Origin of the sequence: Variovorax sp. DAIF25, from assembly GCF_050711835.1 — a bacterium.
Taxonomy (GTDB): domain Bacteria; phylum Pseudomonadota; class Gammaproteobacteria; order Burkholderiales; family Burkholderiaceae_C; genus Variovorax.
In genome coordinates this window covers 2,146,360-2,162,652 of record NZ_CP136636.1, presented here as the reverse complement: position 1 = coordinate 2,162,652, position 16,293 = coordinate 2,146,360, and the positions used below count along the sequence as shown (strand labels likewise).

Here is a 16,293-nt window from a genome sequence, read left to right as displayed (position 1 = left end):
GGCGGCGCCCTGCGCGCCGGGCGATGTCCTGATCTGATCGATTCTGGTCCGCTCCCGAGCGGCCCGCGGCGGTGAAACCGCCAAGAATTGGGCGCATCATCCACTTCGCCTTCGGAAAATCCGCCATGAAGACCTGTCTGATTGTGATCGACGCCCAGGAATCGTTCCGCCAGCGCCCGTACTGGAACGAAGCCGTCGCGGCGCCCTACTTCGCGGCGCAGAACGCGCTGATCGCTGGCGCGGCCGAAGCCGGCCTGCCGATCGTGCGCATCTACCACGTCGACGGACCGAGCACCGCCGCCAACCCCTTCGCGGTCGAATCGGGCTTCGTCCGCCCGATCGAGGGCGTGGCCGGCTTCGAGGCCGCCGCCACCTTCACCAAGCACCGCCACAGCGCGCTGGTCAACAGCGGGCTCGATATCTGGCTCACCCAGCAGGGCATCGGCCGGCTGATCGTGAGCGGCATCCGCACCGAGCAGTGCTGCGAGACCACCACGCGCCACGCCTCGGACCTGGGCTGGGAGGTCGACTACGTGACCGACGCCACGCTGACCTTCGACATGACGCAGCCCGACGGCACGCCGCTCTCGGCCGCCGACATCAAGGCCCGCACCGCGACCGTGCTGGCGGGGCGCTTCGCGACCATCTGCAACGTGGCGCAGGCGCTGGAACGCGCGGCATGAGTTCTTCACCGGGCGCCGCGCTGCGCGTGCTGATCCTGGCCTTCGACGGCATCGAGGCCCTGGACTTCGCGGGCCCGTTCGAGGTGTTCACCACCGCGAGCCGCGTGCACCGGCGGCTGCGGCCGGACGAACCGGCGCCCTTCGAGGTCGCGGCCGTGGCCGAGGGCGCGCCCGCGCGGCCGGTGCAGGCGCGCGCCGGGCTGCAGCTGCTGGCCGCGCACGACCTGGCCGATGCGCCGCAGGCCGACCTGCTGCTCGTGCCCGGCGGCGTGGTCGACGCGGCGCTCGCGAGCGCCGCCACGCTGCAGTGGATCGCGCGGCAGGCCGCGGGTGCGCGGCTGGTGGCCTCGGTCTGCACCGGCGTCTTCCTGCTCGCGGCCAGCGGCGTGGTCACCGACCAGGCCGTCACCACGCACTGGGAGGACCTGGCCGATCTGCGCGAACGCTTCCCGGCGCTCGAGGTGCGCGAAGGCGTGCGCTGGGTCGACGGCGGCCGGATCCTGAGCTCGGCCGGCATCAGCGCCGGCATCGACATGAGCCTGCATCTGGTCGAGCGCCTGGCCGGCCGCGAACTGGCCGAGCGCACCGCGCGCCAGATGGACTACGCATGGACGCACAACCCACCCTGATCCGCGTCGTCTTCGTGCTGCTGCCCGGCAGCCTGGTACTCGACTGGGCCGGGCCGGCCGAGGCGCTGCGCATCGCCAACCAGCGGCTGCGCGCCACCGGGGCGCCGCCGCGCTTCGCGATCGAGTTCGCGAGCCCGCGGCCCGACACGGTCGGCTCGGTCGGCATCGCGCTGACCGGGCTGGCGCCGCTGCCGGACCTGCCTGCCGCCGATGGTGCCGACAGCGCCGCCTGGGTGGTGCTGGTCGGCATGCCGGGCGACACGATCCCGATCGACACGCCCGAGACCCAGGACCTGCTGCACTGGCTGCGCGGCCTGCGGCTGGAGGCGGGACGGCTCGAGCTGCTGACCATCTGCGCCGGCAGCCTGCTGGCCGCCCACGCGGGCGCGCTGGCCGGTCGGCGCGCCACCACGCACCACCATCACCTCGACGAACTGCGCGCCGTCGAGCCGCGCTGCGAGGTGGTGGGCAACCGGGTGTTCGTGCTCGACCCGCCGGTCTACAGCAGCGCCGGCGTCACCACCGGCATCGACCTGCTGCTGCACCGCATCGCCGACACCTGCGGCGAGGCGCTGGCGGCGCAGGTCGCGCAGACCATGGTGGTGGCGCTGCGGCGCGGCCCGCACGACCCCGAGCTGTCGCCCTTCCTGGCCTACCGCAACCACCTGCATGCGGCGCTGCACCGGGTGCAGGACGCGGTCAGCGAACGGCCGCAGGCCGACTGGAACGTGCCGCGCATGGCCGAGGTGGCCCACACCTCGGCGCGCCATCTGACGCGGCTGTTCGTCGAGCATGCCGGCGTGGCGCCGCTGGCCTACCTGCGCCGGCTGCGGCTGGCGGCCGCGCAACTGGCGCTAGCCTCGGGCGCCAGCGTGACGCGGGCGGCCGAGCTGTCGGGCTTCGGTTCCGACACGCAGTTGCGCCGCGCCTGGCACCAGTTCGGGCTGCCGGGCTCGCCGTCGGACGCGGCCGGACTGGCGCGCGGCTGAGTCAGCCGAGGCAGGCGCGTGCGCGCGCCGCCAGCAGCGCCTTCTCGCGGCCGTTGCGCGTCAGGCCGGCCGCGCGCTCGAACTCGCGCCGCGCCTCGTCGAGCCGGCCCAGCTTGAACAGCAGGTCGCCGCGCACCGTCGGCAGCAGGTGGTAGCCCTGCAGCGCGGGCTCGGCCAGCAGCGCGTCGGCCACCTCGAGCCCCGCGGCTGGGCCGAAGGCCATCGACAGCGCGACCGCGCGGTTGAGCTCCACGATCGGCGAAGGCGCGAGCTGGGCCAGCGCGTCGTAGAGCGCGGCGATGCGGCCCCAGTCGGTCTGCTCGGCCGTGCGCGCCCGCGCATGGCAGGCGGCAATGGCGGCCTGCAGCGCATAGGGGCCGAGCGCGCCGCCGAGCGCCTCGGCGCGTGCCAGCGCGGCCAGGCCGCGGCGGATCAGCACGTGGTCCCAGCGCGCGCGGTTCTGCTCGAGCAGCAGCACCGGCTCGCCCGAGGGCCCGACGCGCGCGGCGGTGCGCGAGGCCTGGATCTCCATCAGCGCGACCAGCCCGTGCACCTCCGACGCCGCGGGCATCAGCTCGGCCACGATGCGGCCCAGGCGCAGCGCCTCCTCGCACAGCGCGGGACGCATCCAGTCGTCGCCCGCGGTGGCGGCATAGCCCTCGTTGAAGATCAGGTAGAGCACCTCGAGTACCGAGGCCAGCCGCGGCTCGAACTCGGCGCGGCGCGGCACCTCGAAGGGCACGCGCGCCTCGGCCAGGGTGCGCTTGGCGCGCACGATGCGCTGCGCGACGGTGGGCTCGGTGACCAGGAAGGCGCGCGCGATCTCGTCGGTGGCGAGGCCGCCGAGCAGGCGCAGCGTGAGCGCCACGCGCGCCTCGGTCGACAGCACCGGGTGGCAGGCGGTGAAGACCAGCCGCAGCAGGTCGTCGCCGATGTCGTCGTCGAGCGCGGTGTCGACCGCCTCGGCGAAATCGGCCTGCGCGATCTCGTGCCGCGCATCGAGCTCGCGGCCGATCTCGCCGGCCTTGTGCTCGGCCAGCTGCAGGTGGCGCAGGCGGTCGAGCGCGCGGCGCTTGGCCACGGCGGTGAGCCAGGCCGCGGGGTTGTCGGGCACCCCGGATTCGCTCCACTGCTCGAGCGCCGAGACCAGCGCGTCCTGGGCCAGCTCCTCGGCCAGGCCCACGTCGCGCACCATGCGCGCGACGGTGGCGATGATCTTGGCCGACTCCATGCGCCACACCGCCTCGACGGTGCGATGGATCGCGGCGGTGCCCGGGTTCTGGCTCACCGGCTCAGTCGGCGGGCTTCTTGAGGGTCTGCATCGAGGGGAAGGCCTCGGCGGTCAGCGCCTGCACCTCGGCCGGATAGTCCTCGACCTCCTGGATCTGGCGCACCTCGATGACCTCGTTCTCACCGCCGGGGCAGCGCGTGGCCCATTCGATGGCGGCGGCGCGCGAGGGCACGTCGATGATCCAGAAGCCGCCGAGCACTTCCTTGGCCTCGGCGAAGGGACCGTCGACCACCTTGGGCTTGCGGCCCGGGAAGCTCACGCGCGCGCCCATCGAGGGCGGGTGCAGGCCGTCGCAACTGATCAGGATGCCGGCCTCCTGCATCGATGCGTTGTAGGCCATCATGGCCGACACCGCGTCGACGTCGTCGGGGATGGTGCCGGGCGCGGCGTTCTCGTAGCCGTGGGGGATCATCAGCAGCATGAATCGCATGGCGGTTCTCCTGGATTCAGTGGCCGGGCTTGGTGCGGGCCTCGGTCTCGGCGCGCAGGCGGTCCTCCTGCGCGAGCAGCTCGGGCGTCATCGAATCGCCGAAGTCGGCGGCCTCGAAGACCTGGCGGATCTCGATCTCGCCCTCCTGGAACGGGCTGCGCTTGATCCACTCGATGGCCTCTTCCTTCGACTTCACCTGGAACAGCCAGAAGCCGGCCAGCAGCTCCTTGGTTTCGGCGAAGGGACCGTCGATGACGGTGCGCTTGGTCGGGCCCTCGCAGCGCACGCGCACGCCCTTCGAGCTGGGATGCAGGCCCTCGCCGGCCAGCAGCACGCCGGCCTTCACCAGTTCCTCGTTGTACTTGCCCATCGCGGTGAGGATCTCGGTGCTGGGCATCACGCCGGCTTCGGAATCCGCGTTGGCCTTGACCAGAATCATGAATCGCATGTCGTTGCTCCTAGAGGGTTGGAAGTGGAAATCGGGAACGGCGTCGAAGCCTCGAATCTGCCTGCTCCTGTTGACACGTCGAGCGACGGCCGGCCGGATCGACAGGAATCGGCCGGCCCAGTTGTAAAAAATCGTTTCAATTTCGGCGAGCGGGCCGCTACGGGCGGCCGCAGAAGCGCAGCACATGCCCGTCGGGTTCGCGGATCGCGAACTCGCGCGTGCCCCAGGGCTGCGACACCGGCGCCTCGATGACCGTGACGCCGCGCTTCAGGTAGGCCGCATGCAGGCCGTCGATGTCGTGGCCGACCTGGATCACGAACTCGCCGCGCCAGGGACGCGGCTCGCGCGCGCCGGTCTGCCACAGGCGCAGGTAGATCGGCTGGCCGGCGCCGGCCGGCAACTGCCTGACGCGGCCGTAGCTCGGCGGCTCGCCCGCGATGAAGTCGAGCTCGAAGCCCAGCACATCGCAGAACCAGCGCGCGGCGCGGCCGACGTCGGCCACCGGCAGCACCGGCTCCATGCCATGGAAGCCGTGCACGGCGCCGAGGGCGGGCGCGCCGGTGGGGCCCGCCCGGGTGACCATCAGCTGGCGGCGCGCCGCAGCGCGGCCACGCGCTCCGCGATGGCGTCGATGTCGAGCGCGTCCTCGGCGTGGGCCAGGTAGGCCTCGAGGTCGCGCACCGCGGCGGCCGTGCTGCCCTGCTCGGCATGGGCGATGCCGCGGTCGCGGTACTCGCCCCAGGCCTCGGGCAGCAGCGCGATGATGCGGTCGAGCACGGCGATCAGCCGCTGCCAGTCCTCCTGCGCGCGGTGCACTTCCTTCAGGTTGCGCAGCATGCGGCCGATGATCTCGCGCGAGCTCGCGGGCTGCAGGTACAGGCCCAGCGGCACGTCGAATTCGCCGACCAGGCCGTTGCCGCGCTTGTAGGGCTCGAGCCGCTCGCTGAGCTCCTCGCGCGAGAGCGACTTGCCGGTGAACGGGTCGATCACCACCTGCCCCTTGGGCAGCGTCACCTTGAGCATGAAGTGCCCCGGGAAACCGATGCCGCGCGCCTGCAGCCCCAGGCCCTGCGCCAGCTCCATCCACAGCACCGCGAGCGAGATCGGGATGCCGCGGCGCGTGCGCAGCACCGCGTTGAGGTAGCTGTTGTCGGGGTCGTAGTAGTCGTTGACGTTGCCGCCGAAGTTCAGGTCGTTGAAGAAGAACTGGTTGAGCGCGCGCAGCCGCGCGAGCGGCGCGGCGTCGGACGGCAGGCGGCGCTTGAGGCGGGCCAGCAGCTGGTCGACGTCGCCGAGCACCTGCTGGACGTCGAGGTCGGGGTACTCGTCCTGCGCGATGCTGGCGGCGGCTTCGAGCAGCGGGAACTGGTCGTCGCTCTGCACGAGCGACTCGAAATACTCGAGTGCGGTGGGGACCTGGAAGCTGAACGTCGTCATGTGGCTTTGTAGAGGAGCGGGGCCGGCAGCGTCAAGGCGGGGGACATGCGGATTGCCAAGGCGGTCCGCACTGCCGATCGTCAGGGGCTCAGCGGCGCATGAAGCTGCGCAGCCGTACGCCGGCGGCGGCCAGCACCGCGAAATAGAGCAGCGCGGCGCCGGTCACCAGCATCGCGAGCAGGCCGATGCGCCAGAAGCGCTGCTCGCGCAGGCCGATCCAGTCGAAATGCCCCGAGGCCCAGGCCAGCAGCGCGGCCAGCACCAGCGAGCCCGCGAGCACCTGCAGCGCGAAGCGGCCCCAGCCGGGCTCGGGCTTGTAGCTGCCGCGGCGGATCAGCCCCGCCAGCAGCCAGCTCGCGTTGACCAGTGCGCCGATGCCGATGGTCAGGGTCAGCGCCGCATGCTGCAGCACCGGCACCAGGAACAGGTTGAGCACCTGGGTCAGGATCAGCACGCCGACCGCGATCAGCATCGGCGTGCGCGTGTCGTGCTTGGCGTAGTAGCCGGGCGCGAGCACCTTGATGGCCACGATGCCGACCAGGCCGACGCCGTAGCCCATCAGCGCGACGGTGGTACGGCGCACGTCCTCGCCGCCGTAGGCGCCGTTGTGGAACAGCACCGCCACCAGCGGCTGCGAGAACAGCAGCAGCGCCACCGCGCACGGCGCCGCGAGCAGCAGCACCAGGCGCAGGCCCCAGTCGAGCAGCGACGAGTAGCGCGCGTCGTCCTTGGCCGCGCGCGCGCCGGCCAACTGCGGCATCAGCACCACGCCCAGCGCCACGCCGAGCATGGCGGTCGGAAATTCCATCAGCCGGTCGGCATTGGTGACCCAGGTCACACTGCCGGTGGCCAGGTGCGAGGCGATCTGCGTGTTGATCAGCAGCGAGATCTGCGCCACGCTCACGCCGAGCAGCGCGGGCAGCATGAGCCGCGCGATCTTGCGCGTGTCGGGATCCGACCACGCCGTGCGCAGCGCCTTGAAGCTCGCGCCGATGCGCGGCAGCAGCCCCAGCTTGCGCAGCGCGGGCAGTTGCAGCGCCAGCTGCAGCACGCCGCCCACCATCACGCCCACGCACTGGGCATAGATCGGCTCGATGCCCCAGCGCCGGAACAGCGGCGCGCCGAACAGGATCGACAGGATCAGCGCGATGTTGAGCAGCACCGGCGAGGCGGCCGGCACCGCGAACTTGCGCCAGGTGTTGAGGATGCCACCGGCCAGCGCCACCAGCGACATGAAGCCGATGTAGGGGAACATCCAGCGCGTCATGACCACCGCGGCATCGAAGCCCGCGAGGCCGCTGGCCATGGCCCAGACCAGCCACGGCGCGCCGACCACGCCGGCCACGCACACCACCACCAGCATCCAGGTCAGCAGCGTGGCGACATGGTCGACCAGTTCCTTGGCACCCGCGTCGCCGCGCTCGGTGCGGGTGGCCGCCAGCACCGGCACGAAGGCCTGGCTGAACGCGCCCTCGCCGAACACCCGACGAAACAGGTTCGGAATGCGGAAGGCGACATTGAAGGCGTCGGTCAGCGCGCTGACGCCGAACACCGAGGCGAACAGCACGTCGCGCACGAGGCCGGTGATGCGCGAGGCGAGGGTCAGCAGGGAGACGGTGGAGGCGGATTTGAGCAGCGACACGGGGCGAGTGTAGGCCCCGCAAAGCGCATGAAATGGCGGTTCTGGCCAGATTTCGCCGCCCGGCCTATAATGGAGGGCTTTGCTGCATCATCCTCAGACACTGAGAGAACACTACCATGGCATCTACCAAGCCCAAGAAGAAGAACCCGCGCCTGGCGTCGGGCCGCAAGCGCGTCCGCCAGGACACCAAGCTGAACGCAGCGAACACCTCGCTGCGCTCGAAGTACCGCACCGCCGTCAAGAACGTCGAAAAGGCTGTCCTGGCCGGCGACAAGACCAAGGCGACCGAGCTGTTCGCCAAGGCCCAGAGCATCGTCGACACGGTCGCCGACAAGGGCATCTTCCACAAGAACAAGGCTGCTCGCGACAAGAGCCGCCTGTCGGCCAAGGTCAAGGCCCTGGCCCTCGCGCCTGAAAAGGCCGCCGCCTGACACCTGTCAGGCAAGCCCGGACCGGTTCGCGCCGGTCCGCCGTTTGATCGGGGTGCGCTGCAGCAAAGTGAAAAACCGCCTTCGGGCGGTTTTTTCATGGGCGAACGGTTTGTCGAAAAAGGAAAAGCGGTCGAACGCTCAGGGCTTCTTGACCGGCGTCGGCGGGGTCCGCTGGAGCCCCTCCTTGTGCTGGTGGTCCGGATCGGGCACCAGGCAGGCCTCGGCCACCTGCAGGTCGTTGTCGCGCGCGAAGTTCACGCAGAAGTCCCAGGCCATCGGTTCGGCCTCGCGCAACGCGCTGTTCACCACCACGCATTTCACGCCGTTGATGGTGGTCGGCACGCACCACGGCGAATAGCTCAGGTGGCTGCCCGGATAGGCCCCGCCGGGCCGGAAGGAGCACATCACGCCGGCCAGCCGCTCGGCCCAGTCGCTCGGGCGAAAGGTGCGGCCGTCGTGCGTGATGCCTTGGATGAAGATCTCGGTGGCGGTGGGGGAAATCATCGTTTGGGAAGAGGCGACCGCGAGCCGTAGCGAGCTGTTGCGGTGCAGCAAGGATTCTATCCGCGCCCTCCCGCCTTCCACCCGCCGCAGGGCATTGCTGTGATGCGGAATCCTCAACGCCAGCGTCAAACTCGCCGCCTAGAATCCGCCTTCCCTTACTGGAGAACCGAATGAGCGCTACCGTCGAGCCCACCTCGCCCCACGTCATGAACACCTACGGCCGCCTTCCGATCGCGCTGTCGCACGGTCAGGGTTGCCGAGTCTGGGACACGAACGGCCGCGCCTACCTCGACGGCCTCGGCGGCATCGCCGTCAACACGCTGGGCCACAACCATCCCGAGCTGGTGCCCGCGCTGCAGGACCAGGTCAGCAAGCTGATCCACAGCTCCAACTATTACCACGTGACCGGCCAGGAGAAGCTCGCCGCCAAGCTGACCGAGATCTCGGGCCTGACCAATGCCTTCTTCTGCTGCACCGGCCTCGAAGCCAACGAAGCCGCCCTGAAGCTGGCGCGCAAGTTCGGCCACGACAAGGGCATCGAGCGCCCCGAGATCGTGGTCTATGAAGCCGCCTTCCACGGCCGCAGCATCGCCACCCTGTCGGCCACCGGCAATCCCAAGGTGCAGAAGGGCTTCGGCCCGCTGGTCGAGGGCTTCATCCGCGTGCCGCTCAACGACATCGAGGCCCTGAAGAAGGCCACCGAGGGCAACCCCAACGTGGTCGCCGTGTTCTTCGAGACCATCCAGGGCGAAGGCGGCATCCACCCGATGCGCATCGAGTACCTGAAGCAGGTGCGCGCGCTGTGCGACGAGCGCGACTGGCTGATGATGATCGACGAGGTGCAGTGCGGCATGGGCCGCACCGGCAAGTGGTTCGCCCACCAGTGGGCCGGCATCAAGCCGGACGTCATGCCACTGGCCAAGGGCCTGGGCTCGGGCGTGCCGATCGGCGCCGTGGTGGCCGGCCCCAAGGCCGCCAACATCTTCGGCCCCGGCAACCACGGCACCACCTTCGGCGGCAACCCGCTCGCCATGCGCGCCGGCATCGAGACCATCCGCATCATGGAAGAGCAGAAGCTGCTCGAGAACGCCGCCAACGTCGGCGCCCACCTGAAGGCCGCGCTCGAGCGCGAACTCGGCGGCCTGCCCGGCGTGAAGGAAGTGCGCGGCCAGGGCCTGATGCTGGGCATCGAACTCGACCGCCCCTGCGGCGCGATCCTCAACCGCGCCTGCGACGCCGGCCTGCTGCTGAGCGTGACCGCCGACAGCGTGATCCGCCTGGTGCCGCCGCTGATCCTGAGCATCGCCGAGGCCGACGAGATCGTCGCCATCCTCGCGCCGATCGTGAAGACCTTCCTCTCGGAGCCCGCCCCCAAATGACGAGTGCCAGCGCGACGCCAGCCATCCGCCACTACCTGCAGTTCTCGGACTTCTCGGCCGACGAGTACACCTACCTGTTCGACCGCATGGCGGTCATCAAGAAGAAGTTCAAGACCTACGAGAAGCACCAGCCGCTGACCGACCGCACGCTGGCCATGATCTTCGAGAAGGCCAGCACGCGCACCCGCGTGAGCTTCGAGGCCGGCATGTACCAGCTCGGCGGCAGCGTGGTGCACCTGACCACGGGCGACAGCCAGCTCGGCCGCGCCGAGCCGATCGAGGACAGCGCCAAGGTCATCAGCCGCATGGTCGACCTGGTGATGATCCGCACCTACGAGCAGACCAAGATCGATGCCTTCGCCGCGCATTCGCGCGTGCCGGTCATCAACGGCCTGACCAACGAGTTCCACCCCTGCCAGATCCTCGCGGACATCTTCACCTACATCGAGCACCGCGGCTCGATCCAGGGCAAGACGGTGGCCTGGGTGGGCGACGGCAACAACATGGCCAACACCTGGCTGCAGGCCGCCGAGATCCTCGGCTTCACCGTGCACGTGAGCACGCCCAGCGGCTACGAGGTCGACCAGTCGATCGCCGGCATCCGCTCGGGCGACAGCTACAAGGTCTACAAGGACCCGATGGAAGCCTGCCGCGGCGCCGACCTGGTGACCACCGACGTCTGGACCAGCATGGGCTACGAGGCCGAGAACGAGGCGCGCCGCAAGGCCTTCGCCGACTGGTGCGTGGACGAGGAGATGATGCGCGTGGCCCAGCCCGACGCGCTGTTCATGCACTGCCTGCCCGCGCACCGCGGCGAGGAAGTGCAGGCCGAGGTCATCGACGGCCCGCAGTCGGTGGTCTGGGACGAGGCCGAGAACCGCCTGCATGCGCAGAAGGCGCTGATGGAGTTCCTGCTGCTCGGCAGGCTCTGAGCACCCTCTTCTTCCGCTTCAGCAGCACCGGCCCGCCATGAACGCCTGCCAGCAATGCGGCGCCTGCTGCGCCAGCTACCGCGTCGACTTCAGCGTGCACGAGCTCGACGACAACGGCGGCCGGGTGCCCTCGGGCCTGGCCGTCGAGGTCAACGACACGCTGTGCCGCATGCGCGGCACCGACCACACGCCCGCGCGCTGCGCGGCCCTCACCGGCAGGATCGGCCAGTCGGTAGCCTGCGGCATCTACGAGTGGCGGCCCAATCCCTGCCACGAGCTGCAGGCCGGCAGCGACGCCTGCCAGCGCGCGCGGCTGCGCCACGGGCTCGGCGCGCTGCCCGACACCCTGCACTGATCAGGTCGCCGGCACCGGCAGGCCGCCCACGCGGCCCTTGAATTCCTGCAGCGAGAAATAGGTCTGCACGTGGCGCACGCCCGGCAGGCGGTGCAGCTTGCGCTGCAGCAGCTCCGAATAGGCGTCGAGGTCCTTCGCCACCACCACCAGCATGAAGTCCTCGGGCCCCGAGATGCCGTGGAACATCACGACCTCGGGAATGGCGCAGACCGCGTCCTCGAAGGCGCGCGACGAGATCTCGGTCTGGTGGTCGATGCCCACCATCACGAAGGCCATCACGCCGAAGCCCAGCGCGCGCCGGTTCAGGCCCGCGTGATAGCCGCCGATCACGCCGTCGTCCTCGAGCTTCTTCACGCGCCGCCAGCACGGCGACTGCGACAGGTGCGCCATCTGCGCGAGCTCGCCCGAGGTCAGGCGGGCGTTGTCCTGCAGCGCGCGCAGCAGCTGGAGGTCGGTGCGATCGAGGTCGGCTTGCATGATTTTTTCCAGAATCGGTCGTTTTAGAATGGATTATCCAATTTCATTCGAACCCATGGATAACTTCTCGACTTCAAGCAGTTCTTGCGAATAGCATCCGGCTGCGCGCAACGGCTTGTGGCAAGCCGGCATCCGGCCCACACTGGCTGCCTCGGCCCACCGGCATTGTTGCCACCCGAACCCCACCCTTCGTGACACCGATCCAGCCACCATGACCGCACCACGCCGACTCTGGGACATCTCCGCCCCCGTGCACGCGGGCAGCCCGGTGTTCCCGGGCGACACGCCCTATACGCAACAGTGGTGCGCCACCATCGGGCCCGGCTGCCCGGTCAACGTGAGCGCGATCACGATGTCGCCGCACGTGGGCTCGCACGCCGATGCGCCGCTGCACTACGACCCCGAGGGCACGACCATCGGCGACGTCTCGCTCGACGCTTTCATCGGCCCCTGCCGCGTGATCCACGCCATCGGCTGCGGCCCGCTGGTCGAATGGGCGCACATCGCCCACGCGGTCACGAGCCAGCTGCCGCCGCGCGTGCTGGTGCGCACCTATGCCGCCATGCCGGTCGATCGCTGGGACGGCCAGCTCGCCGCCTATGCGCCCTCCACGGTCGAGCGCCTCGCGGCCATGGGCGTGAAGCTCATCGGCATCGACACCGCGAGCATCGACCCGGCCGACAGCAAGACGCTCGACAGCCACCAGGCGATCCGCCGCCGCGGCCTGCGCGTGCTCGAGAACCTCGTGCTCGACGAGGTGCCCGAGGGCGACTACGAACTCATCGCGCTGCCGCTCAGGCTGGTGAGCGCCGATGCCTCCCCCGTTCGCGCCGTGCTGCGCGAGCTTTGATCCGCCAAGACCCATGACGACCACCCTCGAAGACTGCCGCGCGCTCGACGCGCAAGACCCGCTGCGCGCCCTGCGCGACCAGTTCACGCTGCCCGACGGCGTGATCTACCTCGACGGCAACTCGCTCGGCGTGCTGCCCAAGGCCGCGCCCGCGCGCATCGCCGAAGTGGTGGCCAAGGAATGGGGCGAAGGCCTGATCCGCTCCTGGAACACCGCGAGCTGGTTCGACCTGCCGCAGCGCCTGGGCGACAAGGTCGCGCGCCTCGTCGGCGCCGCGCCCGGCGAGGTGGTGTGCACCGACAGCACCTCGGTCAACCTCTACAAGGTGCTGTTCGCCGCGCTCTCGCAGCAGAAGGACAGCGGCCGCAAGCTGGTGGTGAGCGAGCGCAGCAACTTCCCGACCGACCTCTACATCGCCGAGTCGCTGTGCCGCGAGCGCGGCTTCACGCTCAAGCTGATCGAGGCCGACGAGCTGCCCGGCGCGCTGACCGACGAGGTCGCGGTGCTGATGCTCACGCACGTCAACTACCGCACCGGCGCCATGCACGACATGAAGGCCATCACCGCCGCCGCGCACGAGGCCGGCGCGCTCGCGGTCTGGGACCTGGCCCACAGCGCGGGCGCGGTGCCGGTGGCGCTCAACGAGGCCGAGGCCGACTACGCCATCGGCTGCGGCTACAAGTACCTCAACGGCGGCCCCGGCGCGCCGGCCTTCGCCTGGGTGCACACGCGCCATGCCGGCCGCTTCGAGCAGCCGCTGTCGGGCTGGTGGGGCCATGCGGCGCCGTTCGAGTTCACGCCGCACTACCGGCCCGCGCCGGGCGTGGCGCGCTACCTCTGCGGCACGCAGCCGATCGTCTCGCTGTCGGCGCTCGAATGCGGCCTCGACACCGTGCTCGCGGCCGAGCCCTTCGACGGCGAGCGCGGCGGCATGGGCGCGCTGCGCGCCAAATCGCTCGCGCTCACCGACCTGTTCATCGCGCTGGTCGAGGAGCGCTGCGCGGGCCACGGCCTGTCGCTGGTCACGCCGCGCGAGCATGCGCGCCGCGGCTCGCAGGTGTGCCTGAGCCGCGACGAAGGCGCCTATGCGATCGTGCAGGCGCTGATCGCGCGCAACGTGATCGGCGACTTCCGCGCCGGCGACGCGCAGATGCCCGACATCCTGCGCTTCGGCTTCACGCCGCTGTACCTCGGCTTCGAGGACGTCTGGAACTCCGTCGAACAGCTGGTGCAGGTGCTCGAGAGCGGCGAGTGGCGGCGCCCCGAATTCAACCGCAAGAACGCAGTGACATGAGCACCGAGAAGCTTCCCGAAGACATCGTTCGCGAAGAGAAGGCGCAGCTGGATTTCAGCGCGTCGATGAGCTACGGCGACTACCTGCATCTCGACGAGATCCTCAACGCCCAGCATCCGCTCTCGCCCGCGCACGACGAGATGCTGTTCATCGTGCAGCACCAGACCAGCGAGCTCTGGATGAAGCTGATGCTGCACGAACTGCGCGCCGCCACCGCCTGCATCGCGAGCGAGCAGTTGCCCGATGCCTTCAAGATGCTGGCGCGCGTGAGCCGCATCATGGAACAGCTGGTCGGTGCCTGGACCGTGCTGTCGACCATGACGCCGCCCGAATACACCGCGATGCGGCCCTACCTCGCGAGCTCGAGCGGCTTCCAGAGCGCGCAGTACCGCTGCATCGAGTTCGCGCTCGGCAACAAGAACCCCGCCATGCTCAAGCCGCATGCGCATCGCCCCGACCTGCTGGCCCAGGTCGAAGCCGCCTGGCGCTCGCCCTCGCTCTACGACGAGTCGCTGCGCCTGCTCTCGCGCCACGGCCTGGACGTGCCCGCCGACCGCCTCGAGCGCGACTGGACCCAGCCCTACGAGGCCAGCGACGGCGTCGAGGCCGCCTGGCTGCAGGTCTACCGCGAGCCGCACCGGCACTGGGACCTCTACCAGCTCGGCGAGAAGCTCACCGACATCGAGGATGCCTTCCGCCTCTGGCGCTTCCGCCACGTCACCACCGTCGAACGCGTGATCGGCTTCAAGCGCGGCACCGGCGGCACGGGCGGCGTGAGCTACCTGCGCAAGATGCTCGACGTGGTGCTGTTCCCCGAGATCTGGCGCCTGCGCACCGACCTCTGAGTGCCCGCGCGGACGCACCCGGCCGCGCACGATGCGCCTCCTACAATCCGCGCGGCACCGGCGCTTCAAGACACGACGAGGCCCTGCGATCCGTCGCCTTGCCTCGTGCTGCAGGGTACCCCCGCGGTGGATGGATGGTTGCCCATTCCGGCGCGCAAGCGGAACTGCGCTCACGCGCAGGACAGCTGGCGCTTCACCGGCTGGTTGAAGCGCCGTGGCCACCCTCTTCAACGGCTTCGCGGCCCTCATCCATGACGCGTGAACCGAGCTGAACCGAACTACAGGGAGTGGATCGCGCGCAGCCTCGCCCGCGCGCTGCTCGCCGACGCGAGGCAGCCCGGCGGCACCGCGCCGGGCGCCCTGCGCGCGCGGGCCGCGGCCACGCTGGGCAGCGATGCACCCTGGCTCGCGCCGCTCGTCGAAGCACTGGGCCGGCGCTCGCCGGCCACGTGGCGGCGCACCGACCTGTCCGCGCTGGCGCAGGCGATCCACGACCTGCCCGAATTCGACGCGGCCTTCGAGCAGGACGAGCCGCCGCGCGTGCGGCGCATCATCCTGCGGCCCGCGCAGATGTTCCCGCGCCCGCTCGGGCTCGACCACCTCGCGCTGCCCGCGCTGCCGACGCATACCGAGCTCGCGCACTGGCTGGACCTCGATCCGCAGCGCCTCGAATGGCTGGCGTCGCCCGCGCAGGCCTTTCGCGCGCCGCAGGGCACGAGCCCCGCACCCGCCCGCCACTACCGCTACCAGCTGCAGTCCAAGCGCCTCGGCGGGCTGCGGCTGCTCGAGATTCCGCGGCCCGAGCTGAAGCGCGCGCAGCGCCGCATCCTCGACGCGCTGCTCGCGCGCGTGCCCGTGCACGAGGCAGCGCATGGCTTCGTGCCCGGCCGCTCGGTCGCGAGCCATGCCGCCGCGCATGCCGGCAAGGCGGTGGTGATCGGCTTCGACCTGCGCGACTTCTTCGCCGGCGTGCGCGCCTCGCGCGTGCATGCCACCTGGCGCACGCTGGGCTATCCCGACGGCGTGGCGCGCACGCTCACCGAGCTGTGCACGCACCGCACCGACGCCGCCGTCATCGAGCGCCTGCGCGACGACGGCGGACTCGACCTCATGGGCGGCAAGCGGCTGGCCGAGCCGCACCGGCCGCAGGGCTCGCCCTGCTCGCCCGCGCTGGCCAATCTCTGCGCCTTCCGGCTCGACCTGCGGCTCGAGGGCCTGGCCTGGGTCTTCGGCGCCACCTACACGCGCTATGCCGACGACCTGGTGTTCTCGGGCGACGAGTCGCTGCGCCTGCGCTTCGACGCGCTGCGGGCCTGGGTCGGCGGCATCGCGGCCGACGAGGGCTTCGAGCTCCATCCGCGCAAGCTGCGCTGCATGCCGCGGCACCGCCAGCAGCGCGTGACCGGCGTGGTCGTCAACGACCGTCCCAATGCGCCGCGCGCCGACTTCGACCGCCTGCGCGCGCTGCTGCATCAATGCACGCTGCATGGTCCCGCGAGCCAGAACGCCGCCGGGCTCGCCGATTTTCGCGGCCACCTGCTGGGCCGCATCGCCTGGTTCGGCCAGTTCAGCCCGACGCGCCAGGCCCGGCTGCGGCGCCTGTTCGATCGCATCGAGTGGCCGGCCGGCGCCGCGCCCGCCTGAACCGAGGGTGGCACCCATTGCCCCCACGGCCCA

Annotated in this window: 19 protein-coding genes; 11 read left to right on the top strand and 8 right to left on the bottom strand. The window is 70.5% G+C overall.

Translation table 11 applies throughout. The features are described 5' to 3' along the window. The first annotated feature begins 125 nt into the window (after positions 1 to 125). Genes R0232_RS09880 through R0232_RS09870 form a run of 3 tightly spaced genes read left to right on the top strand, consistent with a single transcriptional unit; the run spans position 126 to position 2,301 of the window. On the top strand, positions 126 to 683 hold the full coding sequence (locus R0232_RS09880) for an isochorismatase family protein (protein WP_208509992.1): 558 nt from the start codon (positions 126 to 128) through the stop codon (positions 681 to 683). Further along, positions 680 to 1,312 (top strand): DJ-1/PfpI family protein, encoded by a 633-nt coding sequence (locus tag R0232_RS09875; protein WP_431511983.1) that lies wholly within the window; start codon positions 680 to 682, stop codon positions 1,310 to 1,312. The genes R0232_RS09880 and R0232_RS09875 overlap by 4 nt, the downstream gene beginning before the upstream one ends. Continuing rightward, complete coding sequence (locus R0232_RS09870) at positions 1,291 to 2,301, top strand: GlxA family transcriptional regulator (protein WP_431511982.1); 1,011 nt, start codon at positions 1,291 to 1,293, stop codon at positions 2,299 to 2,301. The genes R0232_RS09875 and R0232_RS09870 overlap by 22 nt, the downstream gene beginning before the upstream one ends. Position 2,302: 1 nt before the next feature. Here the strand turns inward: R0232_RS09870 and R0232_RS09865 are convergent, their stop codons facing one another. The 6 genes from R0232_RS09865 to murJ all read right to left on the bottom strand — a co-directional run bounded on the left by R0232_RS09865 (position 2,303) and on the right by murJ (position 7,549). Continuing rightward, complete coding sequence (locus R0232_RS09865) at positions 2,303 to 3,532, bottom strand: RNA polymerase sigma factor (protein WP_296800385.1); 1,230 nt, start codon at positions 3,530 to 3,532, stop codon at positions 2,303 to 2,305. Positions 3,533 to 3,593: 61 nt separating this feature from the next. After that, positions 3,594 to 4,022, bottom strand: coding sequence for a YciI family protein (locus R0232_RS09860; protein ID WP_431511981.1), 429 nt, complete (start codon positions 4,020 to 4,022; stop codon positions 3,594 to 3,596). Positions 4,023 to 4,038: 16 nt separating this feature from the next. Then, on the bottom strand, positions 4,039 to 4,470 hold the full coding sequence (locus tag R0232_RS09855) for a YciI family protein (protein ID WP_296800381.1): 432 nt from the start codon (positions 4,468 to 4,470) through the stop codon (positions 4,039 to 4,041). Between the two features lie 157 nt (positions 4,471 to 4,627). Next, complete coding sequence (locus R0232_RS09850; protein WP_431511980.1) at positions 4,628 to 5,053, bottom strand: bleomycin resistance protein; 426 nt, start codon at positions 5,051 to 5,053, stop codon at positions 4,628 to 4,630. Further along, complete coding sequence (locus tag R0232_RS09845) at positions 5,053 to 5,907, bottom strand: SirB1 family protein (RefSeq protein ID WP_057590664.1); 855 nt, start codon at positions 5,905 to 5,907, stop codon at positions 5,053 to 5,055. Before R0232_RS09845 ends, R0232_RS09850 begins: the two co-directional genes overlap by 1 nt. An 88-nt stretch (positions 5,908 to 5,995) precedes the next feature. Continuing rightward, the gene (gene murJ / locus R0232_RS09840; protein ID WP_431511979.1) at positions 5,996 to 7,549 is read right to left on the bottom strand and encodes a murein biosynthesis integral membrane protein MurJ; all 1,554 of its coding nucleotides are present in this window, start codon (positions 7,547 to 7,549) and stop codon (positions 5,996 to 5,998) included. Positions 7,550 to 7,665: 116 nt separating this feature from the next. Here murJ and rpsT point away from each other — a divergent pair, with 116 nt between their 5' ends. Further along, positions 7,666 to 7,980 carry a 30S ribosomal protein S20 gene (rpsT, locus tag R0232_RS09835; protein ID WP_057590666.1) on the top strand — a complete coding sequence of 105 codons (315 nt, stop codon included), beginning with the start codon at positions 7,666 to 7,668 and terminating at the stop codon, positions 7,978 to 7,980. 138 nt (positions 7,981 to 8,118) lie between these two features. Here the strand turns inward: rpsT and R0232_RS09830 are convergent, their stop codons facing one another. Beyond that, a complete protein-coding gene (locus R0232_RS09830) occupies positions 8,119 to 8,484 on the bottom strand; it encodes a DUF3579 domain-containing protein (RefSeq protein WP_431511978.1) in 366 nt (121 codons plus the stop codon). A 170-nt stretch (positions 8,485 to 8,654) separates the two neighbouring features. On the opposite strand from R0232_RS09830, the gene R0232_RS09825 reads away from it, so the two are divergent. Genes R0232_RS09825 through R0232_RS09815 form a run of 3 tightly spaced genes read left to right on the top strand, consistent with a single transcriptional unit; the run spans position 8,655 to position 11,150 of the window. Further along, on the top strand, positions 8,655 to 9,863 hold the full coding sequence (locus R0232_RS09825; protein ID WP_208510213.1) for an aspartate aminotransferase family protein: 1,209 nt from the start codon (positions 8,655 to 8,657) through the stop codon (positions 9,861 to 9,863). Then, positions 9,860 to 10,795: an ornithine carbamoyltransferase gene (gene argF, locus R0232_RS09820; RefSeq protein WP_208510212.1), complete on the top strand. Its 936-nt coding sequence runs from the start codon at positions 9,860 to 9,862 to the stop codon at positions 10,793 to 10,795. The genes R0232_RS09825 and argF overlap by 4 nt, the downstream gene beginning before the upstream one ends. 37 nt (positions 10,796 to 10,832) lie before the next feature. Then, a complete protein-coding gene (locus R0232_RS09815; protein ID WP_057590670.1) occupies positions 10,833 to 11,150 on the top strand; it encodes a YkgJ family cysteine cluster protein in 318 nt (105 codons plus the stop codon). On the opposite strand, the gene R0232_RS09810 is transcribed toward R0232_RS09815, so the two are convergent. Next, positions 11,151 to 11,627 carry an Lrp/AsnC family transcriptional regulator gene (locus R0232_RS09810; RefSeq protein WP_208510211.1) on the bottom strand — a complete coding sequence of 159 codons (477 nt, stop codon included), beginning with the start codon at positions 11,625 to 11,627 and terminating at the stop codon, positions 11,151 to 11,153. It abuts the gene before it with no gap. A gap of 211 nt (positions 11,628 to 11,838) precedes the next feature. On the opposite strand from R0232_RS09810, the gene kynB reads away from it, so the two are divergent. The 4 genes from kynB (at position 11,839) to R0232_RS09790 (ending at position 16,260) form a co-directional block, all read left to right on the top strand. Continuing rightward, positions 11,839 to 12,477, top strand: coding sequence for an arylformamidase (kynB, locus tag R0232_RS09805; protein WP_431511977.1), 639 nt, complete (start codon positions 11,839 to 11,841; stop codon positions 12,475 to 12,477). Between the two features lie 13 nt (positions 12,478 to 12,490). Continuing rightward, complete coding sequence (kynU, locus tag R0232_RS09800) at positions 12,491 to 13,771, top strand: kynureninase (RefSeq protein WP_431511976.1); 1,281 nt, start codon at positions 12,491 to 12,493, stop codon at positions 13,769 to 13,771. Then, positions 13,768 to 14,616 carry a tryptophan 2,3-dioxygenase gene (gene kynA / locus R0232_RS09795; RefSeq protein WP_431511975.1) on the top strand — a complete coding sequence of 283 codons (849 nt, stop codon included), beginning with the start codon at positions 13,768 to 13,770 and terminating at the stop codon, positions 14,614 to 14,616. The genes kynU and kynA overlap by 4 nt, the downstream gene beginning before the upstream one ends. A gap of 258 nt (positions 14,617 to 14,874) precedes the next feature. After that, a complete protein-coding gene (locus R0232_RS09790; protein WP_431511974.1) occupies positions 14,875 to 16,260 on the top strand; it encodes a reverse transcriptase family protein in 1,386 nt (461 codons plus the stop codon). Positions 16,261 to 16,293: the final 33 nt, after the last annotated feature.

Bases quoted from the DNA above. Each gene is read 5' to 3' on its own strand.
- R0232_RS09880 (WP_208509992.1), top strand. From the start codon at position 126: ATGAAGACCTGTCTGATTGTGATCGACGCCCAGGAATCGTTCCGCCAG.
- R0232_RS09875 (WP_431511983.1), top strand. From the start codon at position 680: ATGAGTTCTTCACCGGGCGCCGCGCTGCGCGTGCTGATCCTGGCCTTC.
- R0232_RS09870 (WP_431511982.1), top strand. From the start codon at position 1,291: ATGGACGCACAACCCACCCTGATCCGCGTCGTCTTCGTGCTGCTGCCC.
- R0232_RS09865 (WP_296800385.1), bottom strand. From the start codon at position 3,532: ATGGAGTCGGCCAAGATCATCGCCACCGTCGCGCGCATGGTGCGCGAC.
- R0232_RS09860 (WP_431511981.1), bottom strand. From the start codon at position 4,022: ATGCGATTCATGCTGCTGATGATCCCCCACGGCTACGAGAACGCCGCG.
- R0232_RS09855 (WP_296800381.1), bottom strand. From the start codon at position 4,470: ATGCGATTCATGATTCTGGTCAAGGCCAACGCGGATTCCGAAGCCGGC.
- R0232_RS09850 (WP_431511980.1), bottom strand. From the start codon at position 5,053: ATGGTCACCCGGGCGGGCCCCACCGGCGCGCCCGCCCTCGGCGCCGTG.
- R0232_RS09845 (WP_057590664.1), bottom strand. From the start codon at position 5,907: ATGACGACGTTCAGCTTCCAGGTCCCCACCGCACTCGAGTATTTCGAG.
- rpsT (WP_057590666.1), top strand. From the start codon at position 7,666: ATGGCATCTACCAAGCCCAAGAAGAAGAACCCGCGCCTGGCGTCGGGC.
- R0232_RS09830 (WP_431511978.1), bottom strand. From the start codon at position 8,484: ATGATTTCCCCCACCGCCACCGAGATCTTCATCCAAGGCATCACGCAC.
- R0232_RS09825 (WP_208510213.1), top strand. From the start codon at position 8,655: ATGAGCGCTACCGTCGAGCCCACCTCGCCCCACGTCATGAACACCTAC.
- argF (WP_208510212.1), top strand. From the start codon at position 9,860: ATGACGAGTGCCAGCGCGACGCCAGCCATCCGCCACTACCTGCAGTTC.
- R0232_RS09815 (WP_057590670.1), top strand. From the start codon at position 10,833: ATGAACGCCTGCCAGCAATGCGGCGCCTGCTGCGCCAGCTACCGCGTC.
- R0232_RS09810 (WP_208510211.1), bottom strand. From the start codon at position 11,627: ATGCAAGCCGACCTCGATCGCACCGACCTCCAGCTGCTGCGCGCGCTG.
- kynB (WP_431511977.1), top strand. From the start codon at position 11,839: ATGACCGCACCACGCCGACTCTGGGACATCTCCGCCCCCGTGCACGCG.
- kynU (WP_431511976.1), top strand. From the start codon at position 12,491: ATGACGACCACCCTCGAAGACTGCCGCGCGCTCGACGCGCAAGACCCG.
- kynA (WP_431511975.1), top strand. From the start codon at position 13,768: ATGAGCACCGAGAAGCTTCCCGAAGACATCGTTCGCGAAGAGAAGGCG.